Origin of the sequence: Glaciimonas sp. PCH181 (genome assembly GCF_003056055.1) — a bacterium.
In the GTDB taxonomy this organism is placed as follows: domain Bacteria; phylum Pseudomonadota; class Gammaproteobacteria; order Burkholderiales; family Burkholderiaceae_D; genus Glaciimonas.
Window position 1 is genome coordinate 1 of record NZ_PYFP01000002.1, and the last position, 14,053, is coordinate 14,053.

The 14,053-nt window shown below is 47.8% G+C and carries 7 protein-coding genes, 2 tRNA genes, 3 rRNA genes and 1 pseudogene; 1 reads left to right on the forward strand and 12 read right to left on the reverse strand.

Translation table 11 applies throughout. From position 1 onward, the window contains the following. From C7W93_RS13005 to C7W93_RS13045, 9 genes and pseudogenes are all read right to left on the reverse strand, one after another. The coding region (locus tag C7W93_RS13005) for a transposase (protein ID WP_201747259.1) at positions 1 to 252 on the reverse strand (252 nt) is incomplete at its 3' end. Between the two features lie 29 nt (positions 253 to 281). Next, positions 282 to 628, reverse strand: a pseudogene (gene tnpB, locus C7W93_RS13010) (IS66 family insertion sequence element accessory protein TnpB). Further along, positions 625 to 1,020, reverse strand: coding sequence for a transposase (locus C7W93_RS13015; RefSeq protein ID WP_161539841.1), 396 nt, complete (start codon positions 1,018 to 1,020; stop codon positions 625 to 627). The pseudogene tnpB and the gene C7W93_RS13015 overlap by 4 nt, the downstream one beginning before the upstream one ends. Before the next feature lie 320 nt (positions 1,021 to 1,340). Beyond that, positions 1,341 to 1,453: ribosomal RNA gene (rrf, locus tag C7W93_RS13020) — 5S ribosomal RNA — on the reverse strand. Positions 1,454 to 1,630: 177 nt separating this feature from the next. Beyond that, positions 1,631 to 4,506: ribosomal RNA gene (locus C7W93_RS13025) — 23S ribosomal RNA — on the reverse strand. A gap of 355 nt (positions 4,507 to 4,861) precedes the next feature. Further along, positions 4,862 to 4,937, reverse strand: a tRNA-Ala gene (locus C7W93_RS13030). A 9-nt stretch (positions 4,938 to 4,946) separates the two neighbouring features. Beyond that, positions 4,947 to 5,023: transfer RNA gene (locus tag C7W93_RS13035), tRNA-Ile, on the reverse strand. A gap of 131 nt (positions 5,024 to 5,154) precedes the next feature. Further along, positions 5,155 to 6,687, reverse strand: a 16S ribosomal RNA gene (locus C7W93_RS13040). The 16S, 23S and 5S rRNA genes sit together here with 2 tRNA genes alongside, the layout of an rRNA operon. Positions 6,688 to 7,396: 709 nt before the next feature. Beyond that, positions 7,397 to 8,479 carry a putative zinc-binding metallopeptidase gene (locus C7W93_RS13045; RefSeq protein WP_108440660.1) on the reverse strand — a complete coding sequence of 361 codons (1,083 nt, stop codon included), beginning with the start codon at positions 8,477 to 8,479 and terminating at the stop codon, positions 7,397 to 7,399. Positions 8,480 to 8,934: 455 nt separating this feature from the next. Here C7W93_RS13045 and C7W93_RS13050 point away from each other — a divergent pair, with 455 nt between their 5' ends. Beyond that, positions 8,935 to 9,447: a YdcF family protein gene (locus C7W93_RS13050; RefSeq protein WP_161539930.1), complete on the forward strand. Its 513-nt coding sequence runs from the start codon at positions 8,935 to 8,937 to the stop codon at positions 9,445 to 9,447. A 162-nt stretch (positions 9,448 to 9,609) separates the two neighbouring features. On the opposite strand, the gene C7W93_RS13055 is transcribed toward C7W93_RS13050, so the two are convergent. The 3 genes from C7W93_RS13055 to asnB form a co-directional block, all read right to left on the reverse strand. After that, positions 9,610 to 10,782: a glycosyltransferase family 4 protein gene (locus tag C7W93_RS13055; protein ID WP_108440662.1), complete on the reverse strand. Its 1,173-nt coding sequence runs from the start codon at positions 10,780 to 10,782 to the stop codon at positions 9,610 to 9,612. A gap of 175 nt (positions 10,783 to 10,957) precedes the next feature. Then, positions 10,958 to 12,046, reverse strand: coding sequence for an EpsG family protein (locus tag C7W93_RS13060; RefSeq protein WP_146177555.1), 1,089 nt, complete (start codon positions 12,044 to 12,046; stop codon positions 10,958 to 10,960). Continuing rightward, positions 12,001 to 13,989, reverse strand: a complete 1,989-nt coding sequence (gene asnB, locus C7W93_RS13065; RefSeq protein ID WP_108440664.1) for an asparagine synthase (glutamine-hydrolyzing) — start codon at positions 13,987 to 13,989, stop codon at positions 12,001 to 12,003. Before asnB ends, C7W93_RS13060 begins: the two co-directional genes overlap by 46 nt. Positions 13,990 to 14,053: the final 64 nt, after the last annotated feature.

Below are 14,053 nucleotides of genomic sequence, written 5' to 3' on the forward strand. Positions count from 1 at the left end.
TGTCTGCAAATCTTCTAACCGTAATTCGAGTTGTTCAATTTGCCGGTCCAGCTTCTCGGATTTGCGGCCGAACTGCAGCCGTTTGAGTTTGGCGATGAAGAGCTTGAGGTGTTCGATTTCGATGCGATGTGAGGACAGTGCGTCCTGTAGCTGCGCCACCGTTTCCCCGTGCAACGCAATGACCGCATCACGATCGGTAATCATCGCTTTTAAAGCGCTGATATCGTCGGGAAGGTGGGGCGGCGTTGACATGCCCGTAGTTTACCGAATGACGTCGATGTTTACAAGCCTGACAGGGGCCGTTGCGTGCGCTCGGGACGTCGCCAATCGATCCCTTCCAGCAACATTGACAGTTGCGCTTGCGACAGACAAACCGCGCCTTCGCTTGCCTGCGGCCAGATGAAGCGGCCGCGTTCCAGCCGTTTGGCCAGCAGACACAGCCGTCGCCGGTCCACCACAAGATCTTCAAAATATCGCCACGTCGGCCACGAAACACGAAGACGTGACCGCTAAACGGGTCATCGGCCAATGCCGTTTGCACCTTGGCTGCCAACCCATTAAAACCGCAACGCATATCGGTCACGCCTGCTGCGATCCAGATCCGCGTTCCTGCTGGCAAACCGATCATGCCAGCAACCGGGCCAGCACCATGGAAAGCATAGACGGATCCACCACGCCCTCGACTCGAAGTCGCGCCTTACCTATTTCCAGGACCATCACGCCGGTCGGTGTAACGGCCGTGGTGAAGACTGGCTTGGCAGGGGATGGTTGCCGAGGGTCGCCAAGAACTACTGGCAGCAATTTGACGGACTTGCCTGAGGCAATCTCATAGGCTCCTGCACGAAACAATTTACGCCAGGTAAATACCTGGTTCGCATTCACATCGTGGGCCCGCGCCACCCGCGACACCGAGGCCCCAGCCATCAAGGATTGTTCGACCACCATGCGTTTGAAATCAATCGAATGTTGCCGATAACCACTGCGCTTAGAGGGAGTAACCGACTCAATATTTGTGTCCATAATTTGAAGTTGTGGGCACAATCGATTTGTACCCTCCAACGCAATCATGCGGACATTTGAGGATTAGGTATAGACGGTTTTGAGCGCACGCTTACTTTGGGATAGTCATTTTGATGCTTGATATTTTGTTGGATGCTGATTGGCTGATGTGTGACGGCGGATTATATGAGGAATGGTTGTACCGGAAATATCGATTGGCTAAATAAATGGCTCAATACATGCAGTAGGTGTGTGTTTTTCTCCGATCCGATTTCGATTCGATTTCGATTGCCCAAAGCAAAAACCCTCCCAGATTTCTCTGGGAGGGTTTTCTAATAAAAGCCTGACGATGACCTACTTTCACACTGGTTGCAGCACTATCATCGGCGCAAAGTCGTTTCACGGTCCTGTTCGGGATGGGAAGGGGTGGTACCAACTCGCTATGGTCATCAGGCATAAACTGTAGTGTCATATGTTCCCAATCGGGCAACACACAACGCAATCTAGAAGAAGTAAAGTTTTGTTTCATGTGTTGGGGTAACGAGGGTTTCGTTACCCCAACACTGGGTATGATTGCACTTTTCAGGCAAACACATATCTCATTAGCTTATATATAACCTGCTAAGGTTATAGGGACAAGCCGCACGGGCAATTAGTACTGGTTAGCTTAACGTATTACTACGCTTCCACACCCAGCCTATCAACGTCCTGGTCTCGAACGACCCTTTAGGGGAATCTAGTTCCCGGGAAATATCATCTCAAGGCAAGTTTCCCGCTTAGATGCTTTCAGCGGTTATCTCTTCCGAACTTAGCTACCCGGCAATGCCACTGGCGTGACAACCGGTACACCAGAGGTTCGTCCACTCCGGTCCTCTCGTACTAGGAGCAGCCCCCTTCAAATTTCCAACGCCCACGGCAGATAGGGACCAAACTGTCTCACGACGTTTTAAACCCAGCTCACGTACCACTTTAAATGGCGAACAGCCATACCCTTGGGACCGGCTACAGCCCCAGGATGTGATGAGCCGACATCGAGGTGCCAAACTCCCCCGTCGATATGAACTCTTGGGAGGAATCAGCCTGTTATCCCCAGAGTACCTTTTATCCGTTGAGCGATGGCCCTTCCATACAGAACCACCGGATCACTATGTCCTACTTTCGTACCTGCTCGACTTGTCAGTCTCGCAGTTAAGCACGCTTATGCCATTGCACTACCAGCACGATGTCCGACCGTACCTAGCGTACCTTCGAACTCCTCCGTTACACTTTGGGAGGAGACCGCCCCAGTCAAACTGCCTACCATGCACTGTCCCCGATCCGGATAACGGACCAAGGTTAGAATCTCAAACAAACCAGGGTGGTATTTCAAGGTTGGCTCCACGCAAACTAGCGTTCACGCTTCAAAGCCTCCCACCTATCCTACACAGATTGGTTCAAAATTCAATGCAAAGCTACAGTAAAGGTTCATGGGGTCTTTCCGTCTAGCCGCGGGTAGATTGCATCATCACAAACATTTCAACTTCGCTGAGTCTCGGGAGGAGACAGTGTGGCCATCGTTACTCCATTCGTGCAGGTCGGAACTTACCCGACAAGGAATTTCGCTACCTTAGGACCGTTATAGTTACGGCCGCCGTTTACTGGGACTTCAATCAAGAGCTTGCACCCCATCATTTAATCTTCCAGCACCGGGCAGGAGTCACACCATATACGTCCACTTTCGTGTTTGCATAGTGCTGTGTTTTTATTAAACAGTCGCAGCCACCTTTTTATTGCAGCCCTTTCACCCTTCTGGCGCAAGCCAGTCAAGCTACCGGGGCGTACCTTATCCCGAAGTTACGGTACAAATTTGCCGAGTTCCTTCTCCCGAGTTCTCTCAAGCGCCTTAGAATACTCATCTCGCCCACCTGTGTCGGTTTGCGGTACGGTCTCGTGTGACTGAAGCTTAGAGGCTTTTCTTGGAACCACTTCCGATTGCTTCGTGAATAAATTCACTCGTCTCAACCCCTTGAATTACGCTGCCGGATTTGCCTAACAGCCTTCTCTGAGCCAAAAACCGACTATTCCAACAGTCGGACAACCTTCCGCGATCCGTCCCCCCATCGCATCACACGACGGTGCAGGAATATTAACCTGCTTCCCATCAGCTACGCATCTCTGCCTCGCCTTAGGGGCCGACTCACCCTGCTCCGATGAACGTTGAACAGGAAACCTTGGGCTTACGGCGTGGAGGCTTTTCACCCCCATTATCGCTACTCATGTCAGCATTCGCACTTCTGATACCTCCAGCATCCTTTACAAGACACCTTCGCAGGCTTACAGAACGCTCTCCTACCATATCAATAAATTGATATCCGCAGCTTCGGTGACTGGCTTAGCCCCGTTACATCTTCCGCGCAGGACGACTCGATCAGTGAGCTATTACGCTTTCTTTAAAGGATGGCTGCTTCTAAGCCAACCTCCTGACTGTTTTAGCCTTCCCACTTCGTTTGCCACTTAGCCAATCTTTGGGACCTTAGCTGGCGGTCTGGGTTGTTTCCCTCTTGACGTCGGACGTTAGCACCCGGCGTCTGTCTCCCAAGCTCGCACTCATCGGTATTCGGAGTTTGCAATGGGTTGGTAAGTCGCAATGACCCCCTAGCCATAACAGTGCTCTACCCCCGATGGTGATACTTGAGGCACTACCTAAATAGTTTTCGGAGAGAACCAGCTATTTCCAAGTTTGTTTAGCCTTTCACCCCTACCCACAGCTCATCCCCTAATTTTTCAACATTAGTGGGTTCGGACCTCCAGTGCGTGTTACCGCACCTTCATCCTGGCCATGAGTAGATCACTTGGTTTCGGGTCTACACCCAGCGACTGAACGCCCTATTCGGACTCGATTTCTCTACGCCTTCCCTATACGGTTAAGCTTGCCACTGAATGTAAGTCGCTGACCCATTATACAAAAGGTACGCAGTCACGGAACAAGTCCGCTCCTACTGTTTGTATGCACACGGTTTCAGGATCTATTTCACTCCCCTTCCGGGGTTCTTTTCGCCTTTCCCTCACGGTACTGGTTCACTATCGGTCGATTACGAGTATTTAGCCTTGGAGGATGGTCCCCCCATGTTCAGACAGGATTACACGTGTCCCGCCCTACTTGTCGCACACTTAGTTCCACACCACCGATTTCATGTAAGGGGCTATCACCCTCTATGGCCACTATTTCCAGAGTGTTCCATTATCGCTGATGCTAAATCGTGCAGGCTGTTCCCATTTCGCTCGCCACTACTTTGGGAATCTCGGTTGATTTCTTTTCCTGTAGCTACTTAGATGTTTCAGTTCGCCACGTTCGCCTTGCATACCTATGTATTCAGTATGCAATACCCTAAAAGGGTGGGTTTCCCCATTCGGAAATCTGCGGATCAAAGCGTGTTTGCTCGCTCCCCGCAGCTTATCGCAAGCTACTACGTCCTTCATCGCCTGTAATCGCCAAGGCATCCACCATGTGCACTTATTCACTTGTCCCTATAACGTTAGCCTCTAGACGCGTTCACGTCTAAAAACCGGTTATAGGATATTACTTATGAGTATTACTTTAGCGTTTGCCGTATCCAAAGTGTTTTCGCAGTTGCATACTCTCGTATGCTCTTTTGAGAACTCTTTTAATACTTTTTGATTTGATACAATCATACCCATCCACAATGCTGTCGCACTGCGGACGAATCTTTACTTCTTCTAAATTGTTAAAGAACAAACAGCCAATGATCTTAAAAAGATCAAACCTAAATCGCGCCGCATCACGCTGTCTTACCCTGCGTAATACCTGACTTAGGTTTGATATTTCACCACGCTCAACCCCCGCTCTGGGAATCAAACAATATGGTGGAGGCTAACGGGATCGAACCGATGACCCCCTGCTTGCAAAGCAGGTGCTCTCCCAGCTGAGCTAAGCCCCCATAAACTTGTGGTGGGTCTGGTTGGGCTCGAACCAACGACCCCCGCGTTATCAACACGGTGCTCTAACCAACTGAGCTACAGACCCGCTTTGGATCAGTACTTCAGTAGTCAACGATAAACCCTCTATCGCACGCGCACCGCGCTCTACCTATAACTGTTCTTCTTTTAACTAACACACCGATAAGTGTGGACGCTTAATGTCCGTACAAACTCTAGAAAGGAGGTGATCCAGCCGCACCTTCCGATACGGCTACCTTGTTACGACTTCACCCCAGTCACGAATCCCACCGTGGTAAGCGCCCTCCTTACGGTTAGGCTACCTACTTCTGGTGAAACCCGCTCCCATGGTGTGACGGGCGGTGTGTACAAGACCCGGGAACGTATTCACCGCGACATGCTGATCCGCGATTACTAGCGATTCCAACTTCATGTAGTCGAGTTGCAGACTACAATCCGGACTACGATACACTTTCTGGGATTAGCTCCCCCTCGCGGGTTGGCGGCCCTCTGTATGTACCATTGTATGACGTGTGAAGCCCTACCCATAAGGGCCATGAGGACTTGACGTCATCCCCACCTTCCTCCGGTTTGTCACCGGCAGTCTCATTAGAGTGCCCTTTCGTAGCAACTAATGACAAGGGTTGCGCTCGTTGCGGGACTTAACCCAACATCTCACGACACGAGCTGACGACAGCCATGCAGCACCTGTGTTACGGTTCTCTTTCGAGCACCACCTAATCTCTCAGGCGTTCCGTACATGTCAAGGGTAGGTAAGGTTTTTCGCGTTGCATCGAATTAATCCACATCATCCACCGCTTGTGCGGGTCCCCGTCAATTCCTTTGAGTTTTAATCTTGCGACCGTACTCCCCAGGCGGTCTACTTCACGCGTTAGCTGCGTTACCAAGTCAATTAAGACCCGACAACTAGTAGACATCGTTTAGGGCGTGGACTACCAGGGTATCTAATCCTGTTTGCTCCCCACGCTTTCGTGCATGAGCGTCAGTGTTATCCCAGGGGGCTGCCTTCGCCATCGGTATTCCTCCACATCTCTACGCATTTCACTGCTACACGTGGAATTCTACCCCCCTCTGACACACTCTAGCCGTGCAGTCACAAATGCCATTCCCAGGTTAAGCCCGGGGATTTCACACCTGTCTTACACAACCGCCTGCGCACGCTTTACGCCCAGTAATTCCGATTAACGCTTGCACCCTACGTATTACCGCGGCTGCTGGCACGTAGTTAGCCGGTGCTTATTCTTCAGGTACCGTCATTAGCCCCAGGTATTATCCAAGACCGTTTCTTCCCTGACAAAAGAGCTTTACAACCCGAAGGCCTTCTTCACTCACGCGGCATTGCTGGATCAGGCTTGCGCCCATTGTCCAAAATTCCCCACTGCTGCCTCCCGTAGGAGTCTGGGCCGTGTCTCAGTCCCAGTGTGGCTGGTCGTCCTCTCAGACCAGCTACTGATCGAAGCCTTGGTGAGCCTTTACCTCACCAACTAGCTAATCAGATATCGGCCGCTCTTTGAGCATGAGGTTCTTACGAATCCCCCACTTTCATCCGTAGATCGTATGCGGTATTAGCTAATCTTTCGACTAGTTATCCCCCACTCAAAGGCACGTTCCGATATATTACTCACCCGTTCGCCACTCGTCAGCGGAGCAAGCTCCCTGTTACCGTTCGACTTGCATGTGTAAGGCATGCCGCCAGCGTTCAATCTGAGCCAGGATCAAACTCTTCAGTTTAATCTCTGTTTTGTGGCATTGCTGCCTAGCATCGCTGCTATCGCTCACTCAAAATACTGACAGGCTACTCCCCAAGTTTGACCTTGCGAAATATCCTATTTTCTTCTTTTGTGAACATTTAATGTTTTAAGTTATACGCAAACTACCGAAGTAATTTACGCTGCACTTTCATTAAACGCCCACACTTATCGGCTGTTAATTGTTAAAGAACTGTCCTCTGTTTTGCGTCACACCGCAGTGTTCGCAGCACCAACAAATCGTTTTGTTTGTCAGCAGCAGAGAGATGAGATTATGGGGCGCTTCAAGCTTTTCGTCAACTCTTTTTTAAACCGTTTTAACAACAATTTAAATCCGATCCAACTACTTTAGGACTACTCAAATCACCCACCTTTACAACCTCGCTCCATCCCCAACTTCGCCCCCAACACCGCTTGCACCGTGTCGTTTATTGCGCGTCGTTTTCAACAGAGGCCGAACTATAGCAACACATTCTTATGCTGGCAAGCAGTTTTTAAAAGAACTTTAAAAATCTATCATTAGCCTCTTTTCCAACGTCACATTTCATCACAACGAACCTTGTCCATGCAGCGCATTCCGGTAATTTCTAACACTGAGATTGCCCATCGATTCACATTGAAGATGCAACGGCTAACTAAGCGATATAAAGACATCGTCAACCCGTACACAAGCCAGGCACTCGAATAAACACTTAATCAGCAACCTCGACCGCTTGACCAACCTGGGCCAACACCACGCGATGAACGAAATGCAGCTTTTCCTGCACCGGCGACGACAACTTAAAAGGATACGAATCCGGCGTGCCAACGCTACGATTCAAACTATTCAATACATAAGTCAACGCAAACCAGTCCGCGATAATCTCATCGAATGAATCAATCTTAAGAGGCGGGGCGGTAATCACCATCTCCGGCTCAGATGCCTTAGGAGGATTAAGCGACAAACCGCAAGCATGTGCCGTCTCTAGCGTGTCAACCATATGTAGATAATGCGCCCATGTCTCGGCCCAGTCCTCCCAAGGATGAGAGCTCGCATAAATACTAATGAAACTTTGCTCCCAATCCGGCGGCGTGCCATTTTCATAGTGGCGCTTCAAACTCTCACCATAGTCCTGCCGCTCGTCTCCAAATAGTTTGCGATAACCGTCTATCCAATCACTATCTGCAATCAGGCGATCGAAATAGTAATGACCACTTTCATGGCGAAAATGGCCTAGCAATGTCCGATACCCTTCATGCATCTGCTCACGAGTTCGCTCGCGTATAGCAGGATCTGCCTCGGCGATGTTGAGTGTAATCAAGCCATTATCATGACCGGTCATCACTGCCTCGTCGGTAAGCCCATCCTCCAGAAACTGAAAAGCCAAACCACACTCCTCATCCTCTTCCTTGGATACCGGCTTAAGGCCAAGCGACCACAAAGAATATAAAAGACGGCGCTTAGCAGATTCCAGACGATGCCAGAATAGATGATTTTTTTCGCTCCACAACGATGGAATGACCACCGTTAATTGACATGAAGCGCATAACTCATGCGGATCATCGGCGTCCAACATCCAATTACAAACTTGCTGCGAAGCATAGTTTTTGCATTGCTTATATAACGTGCCCGCATCGGTAGGATTGAGACTGCGCCAATTTCCATCGGCCAGCATTTCGAAACTGCTGACGACACGTTGGTCAGGTTGATATCCCAACGTACTATCGCAGTTGAAACACAGAGTGTTTTCGAAAAATACCTGTTGCCCGCATTTATCGCAATGAAAGGTCTTCATAGAAATCCTAAAAAAGGTTCGTTTATTGGCCACCAAATGCGAATCGTCAATATAAGTTGCGATAGTGACAGAATGTTTGACAGTCACCCATGGAATTAATATCTCGTCCAACTAATATATATACGATAACGAGAGCCGTATACTTATGACAACGGCGTACCTGAATCAATAAAATAGTTGATAGTAGATTGATCTACCGCTCGAAAAACAAATATTTTTCTCACGAAAAGTGCCACAAAACCACCACCCGTACTTCTATAGATAGCCCTTTCCGGGTAACCTTTATAGGGAAATCCTGAGAACATCCGACGCCCTCCCTACATTAGCAATGTCTCGCGCGCCCCTATTCCAGAATGAAAAGATTACTTAACCCTTGGTATGGATTGATTGTAACCACACTAGCCGCACTATTTCTATTCGTGATTTTTAGCAGCAAGGGAGGCGCAGCACTACTCATGACTGCTCTCGAATCCCAGGCTTTACCACTCTCTTCTATAGATAGAAGCAAAGCACAAGCCATCGTAGTATTAGGTGGTGGGACCGAACGGGACTGGTATGCGGCGAAGCTTCAGCGTGAAACGCGCTTGCCACTTCTCATTTCCGGGGAGGAAGCGATTGCCATGGCACGCAAAATTACCAACGACTTTGCAACGCCAATCCAATGGATGGAAACAAAATCACATACAACAGAAGAAAACGCGAAGTTCTCCGCAAAGATACTGAAGCCAGTAGGTATCCGCCGTATCCTATTAGTAACTAACGCGAGTCATATGTTTCGCGCTAAATCGATCTTCACGTATAACGGTTTTGAAGTCATTCCTGTGCCAGTAACCTTCACACGGCCTGAACGACTATCCGGGTCAGATTTCATGCCAAGCAGCGAAGGTCTGAAGCGTTCTCGCCCAGCAAGACATGAATTGATGGGGATTATGTGGTTCTATGTGGAAAAAATATTCAATTGGACGTAGCCGATTAACAATATAGCTGCCAAGGACTATTCCCCCCGAAATACGATGGAGATTAACCATACCGTGGCGAAACGCACCAGGAAGCACTTCAGCTAGCTTAATCCATCACTATTGATCAGCAATCGAAAGAGAAGTATTCATCGGAAAAGTAAGGATAGGGGCTTACTTACCGTCAGGTGTCAGCGCCATTTTTTTATTTTTTTTCATCGCGATTTCAGAGTTTAAAACCTCGCCTATTACTTCAAGATATTTCTGAATGACGACTTTCTCATCGAACTCGGTCTTCACCTTTTGTTTTCCAGCCTCGCCCATTTTTAAACGGTCTTCAGGACAAAGTTCAACCATCGCAATCATTTTTTCCGCAAGATCATTCGCATCTTTGACTCGACACAGAAAGCCATTGACCTGATCATCAACAACATCTCTACACCCAACCGTATCAGTCGTAATAATAGGTCGCGCCATCGCTGCAGCTTCCAACAAAGATCGTGGGACACCTTCACGGTAAGACGGCAATACTACACAATCTGCAGCAGAGAGGTAGGGACGAACATCATCAGTCTTACCCATATAACGAATCAAACCTTCGTCTTCCCACTCTTTAATTTGACGCGCAGAAATCGCATTTGCATTTTCTGCGTCCACAAAGCCGAGAAGTTGAAATTCCGTTTCCGGGAATCGTTGGCGAACGGTTCTAGCCGCATCAACAAACTCATTCACCCCTTTATCCTTAAGCATTCTAGCCACTAACAAAAACCGAAAAGATCGCGAAAACAGAGATATCGGCAGTGCTGACTGATAATGCACCATGTTAATGCCCGACCCTGGCACCCGATCAGTAATTTCTGACCTAACCAACCCTGCCTGGATAAACATTTCCTGGTCATCCGTATTCTGAAAGAAAACACGATGAGATCTATACAGCGCAAACTTATAAAGGCTACGAACAATACGTGTCAAAAAACTAGTGTGAATAAATGTAGCCCCTAGGCCAGCGATATTATTAATTACAGGAATCCGCAGTAATTGTGCTGCCATGGAGCCATAAACATTCGGCTTAACCGTATAGCCAAGAAACGCGTGCGGCTTCTCGTTTTTTAGAATTAAAAAATAACGCAACAGCAAAATCAAATCACGACCAGGATGCGAGCCATTTTTATCCATATGTAAATTGATAAATTTGCACCCCAGTTCCTTAATCCGGTCGGAATATTCATCGTTTGGCGCAACAGCAATTACATCATAACCTTGGCTAATTAAGGATTTAATCAATCCAGAACGGAAATTAAAAATATTCCATGCCGTATTTATTGAAATTACGATTTTTGGTTTCATCAATTTATGAGCAAACAGATTTATAAAAACTTACGAATTATTTTATAAAAATAATGAAAAAATAAGGTGGTATATGCAAATTCAGATAAAAATAATATGAATAAAAATACTAATTCTCCAAACTTAAATCCTCCGCTCCTCAAAATTCATGAAATATTATTTTTCCAACTCAGATTTAATTGAACAATACGCTTCTGTAAGGTTCCCAGCAAAGTTGTGCATGATAAGAGCGAGAAAGCCAAATATATAAAACCATCGCATATACAGCGACAATAAAGAGAATAACAAGTTTCCTGACGTATGTTCCGTGGAACATAAGTGGCAATCTTGCATAAAATACGAGTTGTAATGGAATCAGGAACAACGCTAATCGGTCGGTCGCAGTGGAAGACAATACCACCAGTGGTACCGAGATCAGCGAAACAAATGAGAAACAAATCCAAGTTTTATTGTCATCCCAACGTCTACGCCATCTTTTTCTAAGAGCAAAAAATAGAATTGCAGGCACGGCATTCATTAAAATACGTATGAATCCACCATCGGAATTCATTTGACTGACAACGTAATTTTTAACCAAATCATCATATGAATTTGACAACAACGAATATCCAGCCAGCCCCGTCAATGGCACCAAAATCAACAATCTCAATCTAAAACTCAGGGAGGAGTGAAGCAACGCAAGAGGTAACATTACTATGGCGGTCTTATGAAAAAGTGAGGCTAAAATCACCGCCGCAATATATTCAAAAATATGGCCTGGCCGAAGTACTGCTAATCCCCATAAAACTAATCCAATCGCGACACCTTGACGCGAGTAACCCATAACAATGACAATAATCAAATAGGGAACCGCAACAGCTAAAGCCAACCATGGCAATGGCTGCTTACGAACGAATCTGATAAGCCCGGACATTGCTAAAACACCGCAAATTGTATTAACACCGTAAATTCCCAAACCAAATTGCGCACATATCCAATTTATAGTTGCATATGCGGGATCGGTATTGGTTAAGGCCTGTGAAAAGGGAAGTTTTGAAATGGTATCGTAGTGATCAAGATACGCCCACCAGTCACATCCCACAATATGCCGGAAGCCAATGATTACAGTAAACAGGCATCCTACGGCTATCCACACCCCCAATTTGTATGTATCAATTCGCATAGACCGCAAAATTCCCGGAAAGCTGACCGGGAGCAAATACATAAGCCAATAAAATGTCACCGCTGATCCTCCAACCACGATTGGAACATCAGTACGCTCCACAAGCTATGTTCCCAATTACGCTTGTTAGCAATATGCTCTTCCCACCGAATACGAATTTGATCGGGATTTAAATAACCTTCGTGCTTCAGCCGCGAGCGATCAAGTAATGCCTCAGCCCACTCTCTTAGCGGACCACGTAACCACGCTCCTAAAGGTATTCCAAAGCCTTGCTTCGGCCGCTCAATTAGTTCACGCGGCACATATTTATAAAGAATATCCCTCAATACTTGTTTTCCTTGACCATTATTAATCTTCATCTTAAGTGGTATCCGCCACGCTAGCTCGACGACGCGATGGTCCAGAAAAGGAACTCTGGTTTCGAGAGATACACCCATTGCCGCGCGGTCCACTTTTGCGAGAATATCATCAGGTAAATAGGTCATCGAATCCAAGTACATCATTCTTTCCTCGAAAGCCGCTAAACCAGGCCAATCGGAACGACGACTAAGTAAAGTGGATGGCTCCACTCCTTCAACGACGATCTCGCTTGGATTGCTCCATTCAGAGACAAGACTGTAGTAAAGATCATCACGGTCCTTCACCGATCCCAACCGATCAGCCAGCTTGGTCAGCTTATCCGCCAGAAAAGGCGTCTGCCAGCGTTTGGGCAATACATTCTGTCCCACAGCATTAAGAGTCTGTGGTGGAATCCCGTTAATCGCTTTTGAAATTAGCCGACGACCACCGGCAGGCACTTTGGAGATCGCACTCCAGACATGTGGTGCTCTTAAATGACGGTTATACCCGGCAAACAATTCATCTCCCGCATCTCCGGAAAGCGCGACCGTAACATGCGCCCTTGCCTGCTGCGCGACCAAAAAAGTGGGTATTTGAGAAGAATCTGCAAAGGGTTCGTCATAAAGACTGGAAAGTTTTGATATAACGCCAAGTCCATCTGCGGCAGAAACATACAACTCCGTATGTTTAGTCTGAAGATGTTGCGCAACTGCACGCGCATAAACCGCCTCATCATAGGCGGCCTCCTTAAACCCTATCGTGTAGGTATGCACAGGTTTAGTCGACTCGGCTTGCATAAGCGCGACTATTAGCGACGAATCTACGCCCCCCGAAAGAAAAGCACCCAACGGAACGTCAGCAACGGATTGCAATCTGATTGACTCCCGCAATTGCACTTCTAACAACTTCAAGGCTTCCTTTTCGTCTGCAATTTGCGATGCCTGACCAGCCTCGACAGCTGCATGCAACGACCACCACCGGCTTAACTGCAAAGTGCCAATTGACGCAGGCGCACGAAATGTTATTGAGGGCGGAGAAGCAAGATCCTGCGCCTTGAGTACAAGCAAGCAGCCGGGTTCGAGCTTGAAAACATTTTTATAGATACTGTAGGGGGCCGGAATATAGCTGTGTCTGAAATAGAGAGTTAAAGCATCCCGATCAATTTCATTATCGAATCCCGGATACTGACGTATTGCCTTTAGCTCGGAACCGAAAACGAAGCCTCCCTTAGACCAACCGTAGTAAAGTGGCTTCTCTCCCATCCGGTCGCGCGCCAGGTACAGTTGCTTTTCTTCGCGATCCCACAGCGCAATAGCGAACATACCCACAGTTTTCGTTAGCGTTGCCTCCACGCCATAATGCTGGAAGGCAGCGAGCAGCGTCTCAGTGTCCGAATGTCCCCGCCAGGCTGGCGCAACGTTAGCGGTCTGCAACTCAGCCCGAATAGCTAGATGGTTATATATCTCGCCGTTAAAAGCCATCACAAATCGCCCGTCGACCGATGCCATGGGCTGGTGCCCGGCTGGTGACAAATCCACTATCGATAAGCGACGATGGCCTAGTGCGATACCAACATCCGCATCGGCCCATGCTCCAGAATCGTCAGGGCCACGATGCTGAATTGCTTTGGCCATGCGAGTGGCTATTGCCTCCAAGCCGTCAATATTACCGAGTTGTTCCGACCAAAAACCTGTGAACCCACACATAACTTACCTAGCCCAAGAATATTTTAAAAATGGTAATGCGCGTATTAATCAGAAAGACCGATAA